We start from the raw sequence: 17,193 nt of genomic DNA, 5'->3' as shown, positions 1-17,193 counted from the left end.
TTACTTGCCAACATTGGGATCTTAACCATGAAAAAGACATTAGCTGCAATATTGACCGGCCTGATACTTTCCGCGCCCGTGGCGGCTCAGACCATTGACACTATTAGCTTTGGTGTCGACGGGGGTTATCCACCTTTTGATGTTCTTTCTCCCAGTGGCGAGATCACCGGCTTTGATATCGATATCGCGAATGCCTTGTGTGAAAACCTGCATGCGAAGTGTGTATTCGTTAAACAACCGTTTGAAAGTATGATCGCGGCACTTAATGCCCGTAAGTTCGATGCAATTATTGCGTCGCTGACCATTACTGAAGAGCGCAAAAAAGAAGTGGATTTCACTGATCGCTACTATCGCAGTGCCGCACAATTGGTGGCGCGCAAAGGCAGCCCGCTGTTACCGGACACCGCCAGCTTGAAAGGCAAAACCGTGGGGGTGCAAACCGGCTCAATCCATGAGACCTATGCGAAAAAGCATTGGGGTGGGCAAGGGGTGAAAATCGTCTCTTATGCCAATCAGGACAATGTCTATCTGGATCTGCTGTCCGGGCGCATCAACGCCTCGCTACAAGATAACATTCAGGCTGCCAGTAGCTTTATTGATACCCCGCGTGGGCAGAAGTTTGCTTTTGCCGGGCCGGTTATCCAAGACGAAACTATCTCATCTGATGTGGGGATCGCCGTCGGTAAAGATAATCCAGCGTTACGCGATGCATTGAATGGGGCAATTAAGGCGATCCGTGCTGATGGTACTTATGACGCCATTCAGAAAAAATATTTCAGCTTCGATATTTACGGCAACTGAGTGCGCCACCATTTTTTGTGATGTAAACCCGCCGGGCCGATGACTGACGCGCCGGCACCGGTTTTTCAGCGACAGGGGCCAATAATGGTAGCCGAATATTTGCCTTTACTGGCACAGGGGGCGGGGTTGTCACTGTGCGTGATGCTGCTGTCACTCGCGGTGGCACTGGTACTTGGGTTGATCAATGCCGTTATCAAACTGTTTGGCCCGCGCTGGTTGCGCTGGATATCAACCGGATACACCACGCTGGTGCGAGGGATTCCTGAACTGGTGATTATGTTGCTGTTATTTTTCGGTGGCGAAATGCTGGTGAATGGGTTCCTCAGTTTATTGGGCGTGGGACCGGTTCGCTTCAACACGTTTATCTCTGGCGTGTTGGCCATTGGTATTGTGTTCGGCGCTTACTACACTGAAACGTTCCGGGGCGCATTTCAAACCGTTGATAGGGGTCAGTTGGAGGCCGCAATAGCTTACGGTATGAGTCCTGCTCAGGTATTCCGGCGCATTATGTTGCCACAGATGCTCAGTTTTGCTATTCCGGGGATCAATAACAACTGGCTTGGTTTAATGAAAGCGTCGGCGTTGATATCCATTCTGGGGTTGGAAGATATGGTGTGGCTGGCTGAACAGGCAGGGCGTGCGACACAAAAACCGTTCTTGTTTTACTTCCTGGTGGCGATGATTTACATGGTCATCACCGCGCTTTCTAGTTGGGGATTCAGTCGGCTTTCACGGCGCTATGCGCTGTCAACCTCTAGTGCAGCGAGGCAAGGATGAATCTGCAAACCATGCTGGAGGCTGCACCGACATTTTTGTATAGCGACGGGTCGGATGTTACCGGGTTGGCCATGACCGCTAAGCTGTTTTTACTGTCCGTGGTGCCGGGTTTATTGTTGGCACTACTGATGGCAGTTGGGCAAGCGTTTGGCCCACGGCCGCTCTCTTGGTTCATCCGCAGCGTAACTTATTTTTTCCGTAGCACGCCGCTCTATCTGCAATTGATGCTGATCTACTACGGTTTGTCACAGTTTGACATCGTGCAGTTGGGTTGGCAGGACGACCAACCATTCTGGCTGCTGTTCCGCGATGCTACTTTTTGTGCCACGCTCGCGCTGGTGCTGAATACCAGTGCTTATGTGGCAGAATTATTGGCGGGAATGATGGTGACGTTTCCACGTCAGGAGTGGGTGGCTGGCGAAGCTTTTGGCATGAGTCAGTGGCAGATTATTCGCCGGTTGGTTCTGCCCGCAACATTGCGGCGCGGTATCCCAGCGCTGAATAACGAGATGGTATTCCTGCTACACGCCACCTCACTTGCCAGTACCGTAACGCTATTGGATATTACCGGCGTGGCGCGCTCGTTCTATGCGGCAACCTATTCACCGTTCATCCCGTTCCTGATGGCGGCGGCGCTCTATCTGTTATGCACTTTTATGCTGATTTACCTATTTTCACGTGCAGAACGGCGCTGGCTGGCTTTTGCCCGTCACGATTAAGTATCCGGTGCGGGCACTGCAGATTTAAGTGCGTTTGATGGTTTGTAATTCCGTCAGGGTGACAATTTTATCGACCCGGAATTTTTTACTGGTCAGCCAACTATCAGCCAGTAACCGGTAGTGTTCCATGTTACGACAGCCAATGCGCACCAGGAAGTCGAAGCTGCCACCGACCAACCAACAGTCCAGCACCTCCGGCGTTTTGCCTACTTCCTGTTCAAATGCCGCCTGCGAGTGCCCATGGTCGGCCAGTGCAATTTGTGCTTGTATAACAAAAGCATGTACAGGTTCCGGCAACTCAATAATAGCGCTGTAACCGCGGATAATACCGGCGCGTTCCAGTAGCCGCACGCGCTCCAGACAAGGGCGAGCGGTTAGGTTTACCTGTTCAGAGAGCTTTTGATAAGAGATGCGACCATCCTGGCTCAGTATTTCAAGGATTTTTTTGTCAATTCGGTCAAGCCGGGCTTTCTTTTCCACAGATAGGACGTCCAATGAAAATCAATAATCATAAGTTACCTGAACATGCCCTGGGTGGGCAGCGTCAATTAACCAGTTTCCATTTCGGCCAGCAAGGTTTTGGTGAGAAAATCTATCTACAAGCTGGCCTGCATGCTGATGAGCTGCCTGGCATGCTGGTATTACATTATCTTAAAAGATTACTGAGTCAGGCGGAACGGCGCGGTGAAATTCAGAGTGAAATAATTATTGTACCGCTTGCCAACCCGGTAGGTATTGCGCAAGTGCTCCTTAATAGTGGTATCGGTCGTTTTGACCTGGGCAGTGGCCGCAATTTCAACCGTGATTTTCCTGATCTGGCGCAAGGGGTACAAACGCGGCTAGCATCGCGGCCGCTCACTGATAGTGTTGGTATACAGCAACAAGTGCGAGTTGCCATGGTTGAGGCATTGCAGGATTTGCCTGCCAGCAGTGAAGTTGCAGCGCTGCGCCAACATTTGTTGCGACTGGCCTGTGATGCTGACCTGGTGCTGGATCTGCATTGTGATGATCACGCTATTTTGCACATGTATGCAGATCCTGCCTGGCGCGAACCGGCAGAGACACTGGCACGTTTTTTAGATATTGGTACCGTATTACTGTCACAAGACAGTGGTGGTGGATCCTTTGATGAGGCTTGCGGCTTGCCATGGCATCGGTTGGCGGCACATTATCCGGCGTTAAAGCTTGAACCGGGTTGCATGGCGGTGACGCTAGAATTACGGGGTCAACAGGATGTTAGCCACGCGTTGGCCAGTGCTGATGCCGAGCGTCTTTATCACTATTTGCAGTACCGTGGCGCAGTCAAAGGGCAACCTTTGGCTATTCCGCAGCGGGAAGTCACCCTGTTGCCGTTTACGGCAGGTGAGATAGTGACGGCACCTGCCAGTGGTATTTTGCTGTTATTACGCCAGCCGGGTGAATGGGTTGGGAAAGATGAAGTGGTGGCTGAAATTATTGATCCGCTCACCGATACGGTAAAAGCGGTTCGTGCTCAGGCCGGCGGCATTATCTACGCCAGCCGGCGGGCACCTTTTGTCACCTTGGGGGCTGAAGTGATGAAAATTGCAGGCAAAACCCCCTACGCAGGTGGCGGGGGGTTAGCGTTGTGATGTTATAGCGCAGCACGATTAATGCTACACACTCAGTTCACGTAACAGGGGGAAAGCCTGTTGGGTCTGTTGTTCGCTGACGACGAACGCGCGTAATTGCTGTGAGTTATCAGTACCACGCGCCACTATCCCCTGCGCTGTCAGGCATATTTCCCAGTGGAGATCCTCGCGGTTGGTTTCGCCAGCGAAATAGAGCGGTAGATCAGGTGTTTTGACTTTAACTAACATCGGCGGCAGGGTGAGACACGCGGCTCCCCCTAGAATATTTTTTGCCAGTGTCATGGCTCCCACTAATATGGGCTGCAAAAATGGCAGTACTTTCCCCTCGACCTCGGCACAATCACCCACGGCAAAGATATCTGGATCAACCGTTTGCAACTGATTATTGACCTTAATACCACGCCCAATATCGAGACCTGCGGCAGCGGCGAGGGCAGTTTCCGGCTTTAAACCAATCGCAGCAATAACAGCATCAACGGTATACGTTTGACCCGCGCGAAGTTCTACTCGCAACCCGTTGGTGACTTTTGTCACACTGAGCAATTCATTATTAAATACCAAAGTAACACCACTCTGGCTGAGGCGTTGTTGTAAGCGGCTACTGATCTCCACCGGTATCACAGCGGCCAGCAAACTGTGTGCCTTATCCACCAACATCACCTGTTTACCGGAACGCTGTAGGTCCATCGCCAATTCCGTCCCGATTAATCCGCCGCCCAACACTAAAACACGCTGTGCCTTTTGCAACCTATCTTGGTGTTGCCGATATTCATTTTGGCTATTGAAGGTAACGATCATCTCGCTACCGGGCACGGCAGGGACTAGCGCTGCCGCCCCGGTAGCCAGCACCAATTTATGATAATTAAATGCCCGATCACCACAAAAAACGCGTTTAGTGTGCCGCTCAATGGCAGTGACCAACATCGCTGTATGTAAAGTAACATTATTTTCTGCTGCAAACTGCTCGGCCGACAGCCGTGTTAGATCGTCAGCGCTCTGCTGACGACTAAATACATGACTTAAATCAGGTTTATTATAGTCCACACCACTGTCAGCAGCGATCATGTGGATTGGCACTTGCGGGTCAAGTTTGCGGATATTTTTAACCACCTGGCGGGCGGCAAAACCTGAACCCACAATAATAATGTTATCTGTCATAACATGCTCCATTACAGTGGATCGAAAACAGATTTGCCCAAGCCACACTCTGGGCAGAGGAAGAAGTCGGGGACATTTTCCCAACAGGTTCCCGGCTTAACCTCTTGAAGAGGTTCACCCAGCGCCGGGTCATATATCCACTGGCAAACACTGCATTGCATTGAAATACCAAGAGAAGGTTGTGAGGGGCTATTCTCACTGTGAGCCTTTTCTTGGGTGAGGGCGATGGCGTCAACCTCAGATGATCGCAGGGTATCCAATGGGTGAAGTGCCCATTCACGGGCAATTTTACGCCCATGCTCACGACACTCTTCTAAAGCATCAGTATCAGGTCGCCATTTCATTTTTAAGGAGAGCGAGATATCAAACCCGGCATCCATCAGGCGAGTTTGAATGCGGTCAACCGCACCGCCAGTCCAGCCAAAGCTGCCAAATGCCGCAGCTTTTTTGTTACGGAAACGTAATCCAGCCAACTCTTCGAGCATCCCCGCGATTTTTGGCATCATGACGTTATTCATGGTGGAAGAACCCACCAAAACGCCTTTAGAACGGAAGACCTGGGTGAGGATTTCATTTTTGTCATGGCGGGCAATGTTGTAGATCTTCACCGCCACACCGGGGTCGGTATCGTGAATACCCTGAGCAATAGCATCGGCCATCATTCGGGTATTATTTGACATGGTGTCATAGAAAATGGTTATCCGGTCTTCCTGATAATCTGCCGCCCAAGCCAGATATTGCGTGACAATTTGGGTTGGATTATCGCGCCATACCACGCCATGGGAGGTGGCAATCATTGATACTGGCAGATTGAAACCAAGAATTTCATTGATTTTTGGTGTTACCAAGCGGCTGAAAGGGGTCAAAATGTTGGCATAATAGCGAGCGCATTGTTCATAAAGCTCGGTCTGATCGACCTCGTCATTAAACAGATGCTCATCACAGTAGTGCTGACCGAAAGCATCATTACTGAACAACACGGCATCACCCGTGATGTAAGTCATCATGCTGTCAGGCCAGTGCAGCATCGGCGTTTCAACAAAGATCAATTGCTTACCGTTGCCGATATCTAAGGTATCGCCGGTTTTAACGGTAATGAAATTCCATTCAGGATGATGATGATGTCCGTTAATTGAGTCGATAGCATTGGCGGTGCAATAAATCGGGGTGTTGGGGATACGCGCCATTAACTCGGTCAATGCACCGGCATGGTCTTCTTCTGCATGGTTGATAACAATATAGTCGAGCGCATTTAAGTCGATCTCTTGTGCTAAATTGGCAACAAAATCTCGATCAAATTTCTGATCAACAGTATCGATCAGAATGTTTTTTTCTTCGCAGATTAAATAGCTGTTGTAACTGGTCCCTTTCAGGGTTTTGTACTCAGTACCATGGAAATCACGCACTTCCCAATCACGTTGCCCAACCCATTTGATATTATTCTTAACTTGAATCGCCATGAACCGTTCCTCAACTAAAATAAATGATTTACCTCACCTTAGAAAGCAAATGGCGTGCCATGATTTATGGTATTGATTTTAATCAGATAAAAATTAAAGTTAGTCATTATGACATTGATGTGTCATTGTCATAATGACTAACACTATGTCGGAATGACAAAATATGAGTTTATCCATTCAGTCACTGGCCAAAATTGCCATTGAGCTACAGGGCGGCTTATCAGGGCAAGATCGTTTTCAGACGTTAGTTAGTAGCTTGCGGCAATTACTGCAATGCGATGCCTCGGCACTTTTACGTTATGAACATCAATTGTTCCGACCCTTGGCCATTGATGGTTTATCACCGGATGTGTTGGGGCGGCGTTTTTCGTTGTCATCCCATCCGCGATTAGAGGCTATTGCCCGGGCAGGGAATGTGGTCCGTTTCCCGACTGACAGCCATCTGCCTGATCCCTATGACGGCCTGATCCCGGGCCATGATGAGCTAAAAGTCCATGCCTGTATTGGTCTGCCCTTGTTTGCTGATCAAACACTTATTGGTGCATTAACTTTCGACAGTATGAACCCGCTGCAATTTGATGGGTTCAGTGATGAAGAGCTTAAACTGATTGGCGTATTAGCGGCCTCGGCGCTGAATAATGCACTTTTAGTCGATGTGTTGGAGAAGCAAGCGCTCCCTACGGTTAGTTCATTAAGCATCCAAAAACAAGCCACACCAAACTCGGAAGACGAGATGATTGGCCTGTCACCGTTGATACTGCAACTAAAACATGAGATAGGGGTGGTAGCAGGTTCAGAACTGAATGTGCTAATCACCGGAGAGACGGGGGTCGGTAAAGAGTTGGTTGCTCAGGCAATTCATCATTTATCACCCAGAGCTGCGAAGGCATTAATCTATTTAAACTGTGCCGCCTTGCCCGAGAATGTGGCGGAGAGCGAATTATTTGGCCATGTGAAGGGGGCTTTCACCGGTGCAATACATGACCGAACCGGTAAGTTCGAAATTGCCGACAATGGCACACTATTTCTTGATGAGATAGGCGAACTTTCATTGGTACTTCAGGCCAAATTACTCCGTGTTATTCAGTACGGCGACTTACAGCGCGTCGGTGACGACAGTACCAAGCGGGTGAATGTGCGTATTATTGCTGCTACCAATTGTGATCTTAAACAAGCAGTTATCGAAGGGCACTTTCGCGTTGATCTGTTTCACCGTTTGAGTGTATTCCCGTTACATGTTCCACCGTTACGGGAACGGAAAGGGGACATTGTTCTGTTAGCGGGATTTTTTGTGGAGCGGATAAGAAAGAAACTGGGGCTTCAGCAGTTGGGCATCCCGGCCGCCACACTTACCCTGCTAGAGAATTACAGTTGGCCCGGAAACGTGCGTGAATTGGAACATGCTATTTATCGTGCTGCGGTATTAGCGCGCGCCTCACAACCGGCGACAGAATCTGCGCAACTGCATGCTGACTTATTTAATATTACAGTCACCACTATACCGGGTATTTCACCGAGATCAGTCAGTGAGGATCAAGGTACCGCGCCTGTAGACCTGCAAGCGGCGACCCGTGATTTTCAGCGGCAGGTTATCATGCAGGTTCTTCAGGATCATGGGATGAATTGGTCGGCATCTGCTCGCGCGCTAAACCTTGACGCAGGCAACCTCCATCGTCTTGCCAAACGGCTCGGCATAAAACGATAGGAGGCCGCCGTCACCAACAGTCCATTTTATCCAACGGTTGGTGACGTGCCTGGGTAAATGAGCATTAACCGGATAAGGAATCAGGATTTTCGGCAATGAAACGTTCGGCATCCTCAACCATCGAATAGGTGCCGACAAAGAAGGGGACTCGTTGATGTAATTGCTCTGGTGGAATATCCAGAATACGATTTAAACCATCACTGGCTTTCCCCCCGGCTTGTTCTGCCAGCACAGCCATTGGATTGCATTCATACAATAAATGGAGTTTGCCGCTCGGATAACTGGCCGTGCTTGGGTAAAGGTATATACCACCTTTCAGCAGGTTACGATGAAAATCCGCCACGAGTGAACCGATGTAACGGGAAACATAAGGGCGGTGGGTTGCCGCATCCTGCTCCTGACAATACTTAATGTATTTCTTCACCCCGGTTGGAAATTTAATGTAATTCCCCTGGTTGATGGAATACATGCTGCCAATTTCTGGATAACGCACTTTTTCATGTGATAAGCAAAAAACGCCGAGGGATGGGTCATAGGTAAATGCATGAACGCCATAACCGGTGGTATAAACCAACATTGTTGATGAGCCGTAAACGACATAACCCGCAGCCACCTGCTGGCTGCCAGATTGCAGAAAGTCCGCCTCGATAGCCGGTTGACCGATCGGGCTAAGCCGCCGGTAAATAGAGAAAATAGTACCAACGGAAACATTAACATCAATATTTGATGCACCATCAAGCGGAGCGATTAAAACGACATATTTCCCCTTTTGTGATTGTGCATCTTCAAATATGACAATTCCCTCTTCCTCAGAAGCGATACCTGCCACTTCCCCACGTGCTTTCAAGGCGGCTTTAAGCTTTTCATTGGCGTATAAGTCCAGTTTCATCGGCACTTCGCTTTCAATGGCGGGCATCCCTGCGGTACCCAGAATATCAAGAAGACCGGCTTTATTGATATCTCGGTGAATAATCTTGGCACCCAATTTAATTGAAGAAAGTAATGCAGTGAGTTCGCCGGTAGCGTGCGAGAATTCTTGCTGCTTTTCGACAATAAATTCGTCTAACGTTTTCATGATACGGTCCCTGAATCTACAGTAGCCATCAGTCCTCTGATGTCAGTTCGGTCAATTTTTCTGTCGGTTTCTTTTGACCAAGCGGGTTATTACCCCAACATTGTTCATATTTCCAACCCGTCAGTTCTTCAATCGTTGCGCGGGGGCCAGCAGCAATGTCAGCTATCGCACCACCGGCCTTAATCCGGGCAATTTCTGCCAACAGAACCATATGACTCTTTCTGTCGAGTTTCATCTGTGTGGTATAAAAAATTGCCACTAATGCCAGCGCGGTTACACCGATGGCAAAGACGCCAACAATCGCCTGAACCGCGGTTTCTGGCTGCACCGACTGACCGGAGACAAAGCCAAATCTGCTGAGTGTCCAGCCCATCGCAAACACAATAACCGAACGAACCATCTTGCCAGCAAATGTCATTGCACCCGCATATAGACCCTCACGCCGACGCCCCGTGAGCACTTCATCTACATCAGCGAGGAAGGTATAAACGGTCCAGGGAATATAGTAAATACCGCCGGTACTCAGACCAAAAACCACGGTGATCGCGAATAATACAATGACAGTGGTCGTGTCAGACCAACCGGTAAAATAGAGCGCGGCATAGGCAAAAACACTGACAATCACCACCTGTAATGCAATACGGAAAGGACGGGCAAAGCCCATTTTCACACAGATACCGATAAAGAATGCGGTCGAGATCAGTTGCATAATCGAACTGAAGCTATTGAGTTGCGACACCAGAACAGCACTTTGGCGTAAACCGAAAATGATAAAGTAGGTGAATGAGGAAGCGAATAACCACTCGGCACCAAATCCAAATAGATACATCCCTAAATGTTTACGGAAAATACGGAGCCGAAATGTTGACGCCATATCAATACACATTTTTTTCAGCGCCTGAAACAAACTACTGGTGGTCTCTTTGACCACTTCACTGGCCGGGCGCTCCCAAGAAGAAACGTACAGGAAGATCATGGCACAACACATGATAGCCCCATATGCGATGCCGGTATAAAGGAAGGGGGCCGGAGAATCCTTGCCATAGAGCGCAATAAATTGCCCTGGAATAAAGGCCGCCATAAAGTTGGCAACTTTTCCGAATATCGCTTTTGATCCCGTCAACTTGGAGCGCTTAGCAAAATCGGTCGTCATCTCTGTGGCTAGCGTTTCGTATGGCACCATGATCGAGGTGTAGATCAATTCAAACATGGCATAGGTTATCAAGTAGTACCAAAAGCCAAAACCACTCACCCAAAGTAGGGGATAGAACAAGACCAGCGGAATACCGATGAGGATAAAGAAGCGACGACGACCAAACATGCGGCCAAGGCGGGTGTTATAAAAGTTATCGGTGATATAGCCCATGATAGGGTTACTGATGGCATCAAGAATGCTGGCCAGAGAGAATATGGCGGCAGCCTCAACGACAGAAAGCCCACAAAACGTGGTATAGAAATACATAAGCCACGCGCCACTGATCGCCAATGCACCACTGCCCAACAGGTTTGCACTGCCGTATGCAACCGTGTGCCTGACGGTTATTTTCTTTTCCATTTGCATCCCTTCATTTAAATGAAACAATGTTTCATATTTATCGATCTTGCGTTTCTTTATAATCCTCTTGCTGTGTTTAAAATGAGATCACGATCACGATCTGGTGGGTTGTATGAAAAAAAACGCATTTTTTATGAATAAATATCTATATCTGAATCTCGCTAGAAGAGTTTCTGTGGCTGGCGGGCGGGGAAGGTGTCGCTCAATAATCATGAGCATTATGCAGAGTTACTATTTTTGTGACTCATATCACAAAAATATTGAAATGCTGTTTTAAAAAAGGTAAGCTTTATTTAGTGATGCAGATCACACAAATAAATCTCAACGCTCTCAGAGGAACAGCCAATGAAACACTTAAATAACATCAGTAAATTGTTTGAAAAACTGGGCGATGCTTACGATGATTTCTGCCAGCGTATTGGCTCTATTGTTTCTCCATTTTGATGGGGTGCAGTAGCTGCAGTCACTCGAGTTAGAAAAAGGCGTAAACCGAGTTTATCGCCTTTTCCTAGTCGAATTGACTTTATCGCTTATGAGCTATAAGTGATCGAAATCTGATGCGTCGTGGCGCTCAGGCAACTGCTCATTTGGTTCTCCCCAGGTCCGATTGACGATACGCCCACGTTGCACGGCTGGTCGTTTCGCAATATTCTCCGTCCAACGTATTAAGTGGGTATAGGATTTCACATCCAGGAACTCCCCGGCTTCATATTGCAAGCCTAAAACCAAATTGCCATACCACGGCCAGATGGCGATATCGGCAATCGAATATTCATCCCCTGCGATATACTCATGTGTTTTGAGCTGAGTATTGAGCAAATCAAGCTGGCGTTTAGCTTCCATGGTAAAACGGTCAATCGCGTATTCGATTTTTACCGGTGCGTAATGATAAAAATGACCAAAACCCCCGCCTAAATAAGGTGCCGCGCCCTGTAGCCAGAATAACCAGTTCAGTGCTTCCGTTCTCTGTGCGTGATCTTTTGGCAGGAAATGGCCGAACTTATCCGCCAGATAAAGCAAAATAGCACCGGACTCAAAAACTCTCACCGGAGTCGGCGTTGAGTGATCCATCAGCGCGGGGATTTTTGAATTAGGATTCACTGCGACAAAACCACTTGAGAACTGGTCGCCTTCACTTATTCGAATCAAGTGGGCATCGTACTCTGCGCCTTTCTCGCCCAGCGCCAATAACTCCTCCAGCAGAATAGTGACCTTCTGACCGTTGGGGGTCGCCATGGAGTAAAGCTGTAACGGATGTTTGCCAACAGGCAGGGCCGCTTCATGACGTGCGCCTGCTGTTGGGCGGTTGATTTTGGACCATACACCGCCACTCTCGTTATTTTCCGTCCAGACCTTTGGCGGCTGGTATTCGTTATCTTTCATCATTGATTACCTTATTTCAGAATGAATACGAACTTAATAATACGCATAGTGATTATGCATCAATAATAAAAGATAACAGGGATAATATTTGTTGTTAAGCGCAGGCATGGACCGGGCACAGTTGGCAGTAGGCCAAAAGAGCATCACCAGTCAAATTTCATACAGTACCTTTGATGCTTCTTCAACTTGCCGCTCCAGCAGTTTGAGCGTTTTGGATAATACGTTTTCTTGTTCTTTGAACCAGTTATCTTTATCGGACAAAGAGGTGACAAGCTGCCAAGAGTCTTCATCCTCTAATGCTTCCAGTTCACGCAACATCACGTCAATTTGATCTCTGACCTGCTTAATTTTTCTGCGTAGCCGTTCAAGATCGTCAATACAGTCACTTGCCATTAGCGGTTCAAACCCACGTTTTAAACTCTCGAGTAACGCGTTAATTGCGGGGAAATCTCCCCGTTGGCGGGCTTGATTGAGCTGGACCATCAGTTGATGTGCTTTCTCTTTAAACTCATCGGCGACTAAATCTGGATGGCAGAGTCGACTGGCTTGCCGCCACAGGCGTTTTAGTTCTTGGCGCTGATCAGCTGACAGTTTTTGCTCATTACTATGCCGCTGTTCGGCATCTTTTTGCTGCTCCTGATAGCTCTCGTACTTCTCTTTCGCTTCTTCCCGAGCTCTACGGGTTGACTCAGTATTGCGGGTACAAAAACCCTTTTCCAGCTCTTTAATTTCCGCCAGCAGTGCGGCGATTAAATCCGTTTGTTGCTGAATCTGTTGTCGTATCTCAATGGTTTCACTCGACATAGCAGAGAGCGCTAACCAGCGCTGTTTTAACGCGGCAAGTTCATCAATGGCTTGAGATATATACTGCTGGCAGTTGCGATAATCGCGTTCCCTGCGCCGGGCTTCGGCCTCCGCTTTACGCAGAGTACATTCCGCCAACTGTTTACGTAACTGGAGGATTTTATTCATCAATGGGCCAAGGCGCACCAGATAGAGATCATTAAAGTCATCCAGCAACTGAACCCGCTCGTTACGTTTATCGATTAACTCGCGTAACTGTTCTTCCAGTGCTTTTAGCTCCATTTTGCAGGCGGCCAATTCAAGGTCTTGCCACTGGGTGACAGCTTGTTTACTCGCCAGCCAGGCTGCAATTGCGTCTAGCGCATGCGTAAATTTCCCTTGTTCAATTTCCATGGCAATAAAAGCCAGCACCGCGTCCTGGGATTCGCTTTTAAGATAAGGCAGTTGTTGTCGGATAATATCCTCATCTTCAAGCTCAATAGCACTTTTAATGATCTCCAGCCGTTTAATGAGTTTTTTCATAAATATTGGATTTGCTGATAGCGTAGACAGGATAGCGACATACTAAACAACAGGTGCAAATTGTTCCAGATTAATAAGAATTTTCTCATTAGAATGGCCCGTTTCATGCCACAAAAGTGACTTTCTTATCATCCAGACCCAATGAGCGGCCAGGGGACATGACTGTCAACACAGAAATTGTAATCGGTGACGATGAAAACAGATATGGTAAAACGAATATATAATTGACTTTAACGCCAAGACTTCTAAGATAACCTCAGTATTCAGTCTTGGAGATTCCATGATTACACTCACGCCATTGCAGCTTTTCAAAAATCTGTCCGACGAAACACGTCTGAATATCATCCTGCTGTTGCGAGAGTCGGGCGAGCTATGTGTTTGCGAGCTTTGTGACACATTGGATGAGTCTCAACCCAAGATCTCCAGACACTTAGCAATGCTGAGAGAATCTGGACTTTTACTCGATCGCCGTGCAGGGAAGTGGATTCACTATCGCCTGTCACCACATATCCCAGCTTGGGCGGCCACGGTGATTGAGCAGGCCTATCTTAGCCAACGAGATAAAATCGTGTTGCTGGCGAGCGGTAATGTAGCCTCGGGCGGTAAGGCAATTTGCCGCTAATACAGTAAAAATTTGCCTAATCATATGTGAATTTTCATATTTGATTGGAAGAGAAAGCAGATAGTAGATAGTAGATAGTAGATAGTAGATAGTAGATAGTAAGTAGGAAGGATGGTCTGGCTCATCTGGCCGCTGATGTTTAATCCATTAAAATTTACCGGGCAGGAGAGAACTCTTGCCTTTCGGGGGCGGTATGTTGTTGGCAGGTGCTATTTTTGTCCTGACTATTGTGCTGGTTATCTGGCAACCCAGAGGGTTGGGAATTGGCTGGAGTGCGATGCTCGGTGCGGGACTGGCGTTACTGACCGGTGTGGTTCACATGGGTGATATTCCTGTGGTGTGGCAGATTGTCTGGAATGCGACCGCGACTTTTATTGCCGTGATCATCATCAGTCTGCTGTTGGATGAATCCGGTTTCTTTGAATGGGCCGCACTGCATGTTGCTCGCTGGGGCAATGGCCGTGGTCGTTTGCTGTTTACTTACATCATCTTATTAGGTGCAGCAGTGGCGGCACTGTTCGCTAACGATGGTGCCGCGTTGATCCTGACACCGATTGTGATTGCGATGCTATTGGCGCTGGGCTTCAGCCGTGGTGCTACGTTGGCTTTTGTGATGGCAGCCGGATTCATTGCCGATACAGCCAGCTTGCCACTTATTGTCTCGAATCTGGTCAATATTGTCTCGGCTGATTTCTTTAATCTTGGATTCACTGAATACGCGGCAGTGATGGTGCCGGTTAACCTGGCCGCCATTGCGGCGACGCTGGTCATGCTGCATCTGTTTTTCCGCCAAGATATTCCTGCCGTTTACGACCTGTCGCTGTTGAAGGCACCAAAAGAGGCCATCCGCGATATCAACACCTTTAAAACCGGATGGTTGGTGCTGGTGCTGCTGTTGGTGGGTTTCTTTGGCCTGGAGCCACTTGGTGTACCCGTCAGTTTGGTCGCCGCCGTGGGGGCGCTGATATTGTTTGCCGTAGCGAAGAAAGGACATGCCATCAACACCGGCAAGGTGCTACGTGGTGCGCCATGGCAAATCGTTATCTTCTCACTGGGTATGTACCTGGTAGTCTATGGCCTGCGCAATGCGGGACTGACTGATTACCTGTCCGCCTTGTTGAATCAACTAGGGGAGCAGGGATTATGGGTGGCTACGCTCGGTACCGGGTTCCTGACGGCGTTCCTGTCTTCCATCATGAATAATATGCCGACCGTGTTAGTGGGGGCGCTATCGATTGATGGCAGCTCTGCCACCGGCGTAATCAAGGAAGCGATGATTTATGCCAACGTCATCGGCAGTGATCTGGGGCCGAAAATCACCCCGATAGGTAGTCTGGCGACCTTATTGTGGCTGCATGTACTGTCACAAAAGAATATGACCATTACCTGGGGCTATTATTTCCGAGTCGGCATTGTCATGACGATCCCGGTGCTGTTGGTTACGCTGGCAGCATTGGCGCTGCGATTATCAATGATGCAATAACTATTGTTTACCCCCCAGAAGGCAATGCCGGCTGGGGTTTCAATGAGAGATTACCCAAATGAGCAATGTGACTATTTACCATAATCCGGCCTGCGGCACATCGCGTAACACGCTGGAGTTAATTCGCAACAGTGGCACTGAGCCCACGGTTATTCTGTATCTGGAAACACCGCCAAGTCGTGAGGTGTTGGTAAAATTGATCGCGGATATGGGGATCACGGTTCGGGCGTTATTACGTAAAAACGTCGAGCCTTATGAGCAATTAGGTCTGGCAGAAAAGACCTTCAGCGATGACCAACTGGTTGATTTTATGTTGCAGCATCCCATCCTGATCAACCGCCCGATTGTGGTCACGCCACTGGGTACCCGGTTGTGTCGACCTTCTGAGGTGGTGTTGGAGATTTTGCCTGATGCGCAACGTGGTTCATTCACCAAGGAAGATGGTGAACGGGTGGTCGATGAACAGGGCAGACGTGTAGATAAATAATCAGACATTCAGCGGGCATTCTCTATTAAATGACGCTGGGTTTCTCAGCAATCGCGTTAATTGCGTCTGAACTGTCAATTTGCTCGATTACGTATGCCAATATAATCGAGCAAATTAGCCTGCTACTTCATATATTCAATAAGCTGTTTATCTTGGGATTCTGTGCAACAAACAGAGCTTCTAAATAGCTTATATAGAATATTCCGATTGTTTTGCAATATCTAATATTGATCGAAGTAATGTCCTGAATCCTGGTTTGTCTGTCCAATTTGGCGCTCCAGAACGCATGTATTCGATAGAGACAATATCGGTAACACTAACGCCGGAGAGCTGTTTTAATGAGTGGTAACCCATACTCTCTAACTTCGCGAGAATGAAATCACTCCCTCCGCTAATCCCGTGTAATCTCTTACGTAACTTAATACTTTCTTCTTTAGAAAACATGATTTTCTTTACGCTATAAGTAAACAATAAGGATCTTCAGATGAAGAAGTAAACGACAAAATATCACGGAACTTTAAATGATAATGCCACTACGATATTTAACATTTTAAATATAAATGAAAGTTAAACGGTTGGTATATTTATTAATTTGAGGATTTACTGCGCCTGAAAGTACCGTTTAGAAAAGTGTTTATAGGTCACGGCTATCATGGTCTTCTACTGGCCTATTATGCTTTAGGGCATATAGAGAGGGTCCAACACCACCATAAAGAACTATTAATCAGTGACGCTAGTTAAATATAATAAAAAAGTTAAATAAATTAAGTCGTATAGCCACATTTTTAACAAATGAAACAATGCTTCAAAACAATCAATGGAAATTTAACGCAAGTCACTCATTTCCAGCAGAAAGGGGCTGACGCTGTCGCGGATTTGATCGCCTCGGCGATTAAACAAAATACGCAGTTAGCATCATTGGCCAGCCAACTGAATTAAGGGGTCATACCCGATGCTCACATCTGTTTTTAACCAAGCATTTGTGCCATATGACTCTTTATTATTACCATCCGAGTGAGTGGGGCCGAAAGC

General features: G+C 47.8%; 15 protein-coding genes. 8 read left to right on the top strand and 7 right to left on the bottom strand.

Annotation, left to right across the window (positions count from 1 at the left end):
* The first annotated feature begins 27 nt into the window (after window positions 1-27).
* The 3 genes from Q2T71_RS10595 to Q2T71_RS10585 all read left to right on the top strand — a co-directional run bounded on the left by Q2T71_RS10595 (window position 28) and on the right by Q2T71_RS10585 (window position 2,297).
* Complete coding sequence (locus Q2T71_RS10595; RefSeq protein ID WP_083158824.1) at window positions 28-801, top strand: ABC transporter substrate-binding protein; 774 nt, start codon at window positions 28-30, stop codon at window positions 799-801.
* A gap of 84 nt (window positions 802-885) precedes the next feature.
* Window positions 886-1,578, top strand: coding sequence for an ABC transporter permease (locus Q2T71_RS10590; protein WP_372559043.1), 693 nt, complete (start codon window positions 886-888; stop codon window positions 1,576-1,578).
* On the top strand, window positions 1,575-2,297 hold the full coding sequence (locus Q2T71_RS10585) for an ABC transporter permease (protein ID WP_083158825.1): 723 nt from the start codon (window positions 1,575-1,577) through the stop codon (window positions 2,295-2,297). Before Q2T71_RS10590 ends, Q2T71_RS10585 begins: the two co-directional genes overlap by 4 nt.
* Before the next feature lie 24 nt (window positions 2,298-2,321).
* On the opposite strand, the gene Q2T71_RS10580 is transcribed toward Q2T71_RS10585, so the two are convergent.
* Window positions 2,322-2,777: an Lrp/AsnC family transcriptional regulator gene (locus Q2T71_RS10580; protein ID WP_372559042.1), complete on the bottom strand. Its 456-nt coding sequence runs from the start codon at window positions 2,775-2,777 to the stop codon at window positions 2,322-2,324.
* A gap of 14 nt (window positions 2,778-2,791) precedes the next feature.
* Between Q2T71_RS10580 and Q2T71_RS10575 the strand changes: the two genes are divergently transcribed.
* Window positions 2,792-3,907: a succinylglutamate desuccinylase/aspartoacylase family protein gene (locus Q2T71_RS10575; protein WP_372559041.1), complete on the top strand. Its 1,116-nt coding sequence runs from the start codon at window positions 2,792-2,794 to the stop codon at window positions 3,905-3,907.
* 24 nt (window positions 3,908-3,931) lie between these two features.
* On the opposite strand, the gene norW is transcribed toward Q2T71_RS10575, so the two are convergent.
* Window positions 3,932-5,065, bottom strand: a complete 1,134-nt coding sequence (norW, locus tag Q2T71_RS10570) for an NADH:flavorubredoxin reductase NorW (RefSeq protein WP_372559040.1) — start codon at window positions 5,063-5,065, stop codon at window positions 3,932-3,934.
* Window positions 5,066-5,076: 11 nt separating this feature from the next.
* A complete protein-coding gene (gene norV / locus Q2T71_RS10565; RefSeq protein ID WP_372559039.1) occupies window positions 5,077-6,525 on the bottom strand; it encodes an anaerobic nitric oxide reductase flavorubredoxin in 1,449 nt (482 codons plus the stop codon).
* 163 nt (window positions 6,526-6,688) lie between these two features.
* On the opposite strand from norV, the gene norR reads away from it, so the two are divergent.
* Complete coding sequence (norR, locus tag Q2T71_RS10560) at window positions 6,689-8,230, top strand: nitric oxide reductase transcriptional regulator NorR (RefSeq protein WP_372559038.1); 1,542 nt, start codon at window positions 6,689-6,691, stop codon at window positions 8,228-8,230.
* Between the two features lie 64 nt (window positions 8,231-8,294).
* On the opposite strand, the gene fbp is transcribed toward norR, so the two are convergent.
* The 4 genes from fbp to Q2T71_RS10540 form a co-directional block, all read right to left on the bottom strand.
* On the bottom strand, window positions 8,295-9,305 hold the full coding sequence (gene fbp / locus Q2T71_RS10555) for a class 1 fructose-bisphosphatase (protein ID WP_372559037.1): 1,011 nt from the start codon (window positions 9,303-9,305) through the stop codon (window positions 8,295-8,297).
* Between the two features lie 28 nt (window positions 9,306-9,333).
* A complete protein-coding gene (locus Q2T71_RS10550) occupies window positions 9,334-10,860 on the bottom strand; it encodes an MFS transporter (protein ID WP_372559036.1) in 1,527 nt (508 codons plus the stop codon).
* Window positions 10,861-11,397: 537 nt separating this feature from the next.
* Entirely contained in the window at window positions 11,398-12,243 is an 846-nt protein-coding gene (gene yghU, locus Q2T71_RS10545) for a glutathione-dependent disulfide-bond oxidoreductase (RefSeq protein WP_372559904.1), read from the bottom strand.
* 150 nt (window positions 12,244-12,393) lie between these two features.
* Window positions 12,394-13,569: a DNA repair protein gene (locus Q2T71_RS10540; RefSeq protein WP_372559035.1), complete on the bottom strand. Its 1,176-nt coding sequence runs from the start codon at window positions 13,567-13,569 to the stop codon at window positions 12,394-12,396.
* 280 nt (window positions 13,570-13,849) lie between these two features.
* Between Q2T71_RS10540 and Q2T71_RS10535 the strand changes: the two genes are divergently transcribed.
* The 3 genes from Q2T71_RS10535 (at window position 13,850) to arsC (ending at window position 16,161) form a co-directional block, all read left to right on the top strand.
* Window positions 13,850-14,191 carry a metalloregulator ArsR/SmtB family transcription factor gene (locus Q2T71_RS10535; protein WP_102970408.1) on the top strand — a complete coding sequence of 114 codons (342 nt, stop codon included), beginning with the start codon at window positions 13,850-13,852 and terminating at the stop codon, window positions 14,189-14,191.
* A gap of 193 nt (window positions 14,192-14,384) precedes the next feature.
* Window positions 14,385-15,674 (top strand): arsenic transporter, encoded by a 1,290-nt coding sequence (locus Q2T71_RS10530; RefSeq protein ID WP_372559903.1) that lies wholly within the window; start codon window positions 14,385-14,387, stop codon window positions 15,672-15,674.
* A gap of 58 nt (window positions 15,675-15,732) precedes the next feature.
* Window positions 15,733-16,161, top strand: a complete 429-nt coding sequence (gene arsC / locus Q2T71_RS10525) for a glutaredoxin-dependent arsenate reductase (RefSeq protein ID WP_372559034.1) — start codon at window positions 15,733-15,735, stop codon at window positions 16,159-16,161.
* Window positions 16,162-17,193 lie beyond the last annotated feature (1,032 nt).

The organism is Yersinia sp. 1652 StPb PI, from assembly GCF_041538345.1.
Classification (GTDB): Bacteria; Pseudomonadota; Gammaproteobacteria; order Enterobacterales; family Enterobacteriaceae; genus Yersinia; species Yersinia enterocolitica_E.
The sequence above is the reverse complement of the archived record's forward strand: the minus strand, read 5'-3'. Positions and strand labels throughout refer to the sequence as shown.

Coding starts and splice junctions, on each gene's coding strand:
- Q2T71_RS10595 (WP_083158824.1), top strand. CDS start 28: ATGAAAAAGACATTAGCTGCAATATTGACCGGCCTGATACTTTCCGCG.
- Q2T71_RS10590 (WP_372559043.1), top strand. CDS start 886: ATGGTAGCCGAATATTTGCCTTTACTGGCACAGGGGGCGGGGTTGTCA.
- Q2T71_RS10585 (WP_083158825.1), top strand. CDS start 1,575: ATGAATCTGCAAACCATGCTGGAGGCTGCACCGACATTTTTGTATAGC.
- Q2T71_RS10575 (WP_372559041.1), top strand. CDS start 2,792: ATGAAAATCAATAATCATAAGTTACCTGAACATGCCCTGGGTGGGCAG.
- norW (WP_372559040.1), bottom strand. CDS start 5,065: ATGACAGATAACATTATTATTGTGGGTTCAGGTTTTGCCGCCCGCCAG.
- norV (WP_372559039.1), bottom strand. CDS start 6,525: ATGGCGATTCAAGTTAAGAATAATATCAAATGGGTTGGGCAACGTGAT.
- norR (WP_372559038.1), top strand. CDS start 6,689: ATGAGTTTATCCATTCAGTCACTGGCCAAAATTGCCATTGAGCTACAG.
- fbp (WP_372559037.1), bottom strand. CDS start 9,305: ATGAAAACGTTAGACGAATTTATTGTCGAAAAGCAGCAAGAATTCTCG.
- Q2T71_RS10550 (WP_372559036.1), bottom strand. CDS start 10,860: ATGGAAAAGAAAATAACCGTCAGGCACACGGTTGCATACGGCAGTGCA.
- yghU (WP_372559904.1), bottom strand. CDS start 12,243: ATGAAAGATAACGAATACCAGCCGCCAAAGGTCTGGACGGAAAATAAC.
- Q2T71_RS10540 (WP_372559035.1), bottom strand. CDS start 13,569: ATGAAAAAACTCATTAAACGGCTGGAGATCATTAAAAGTGCTATTGAG.
- Q2T71_RS10535 (WP_102970408.1), top strand. CDS start 13,850: ATGATTACACTCACGCCATTGCAGCTTTTCAAAAATCTGTCCGACGAA.
- Q2T71_RS10530 (WP_372559903.1), top strand. CDS start 14,385: ATGTTGTTGGCAGGTGCTATTTTTGTCCTGACTATTGTGCTGGTTATC.
- arsC (WP_372559034.1), top strand. CDS start 15,733: ATGAGCAATGTGACTATTTACCATAATCCGGCCTGCGGCACATCGCGT.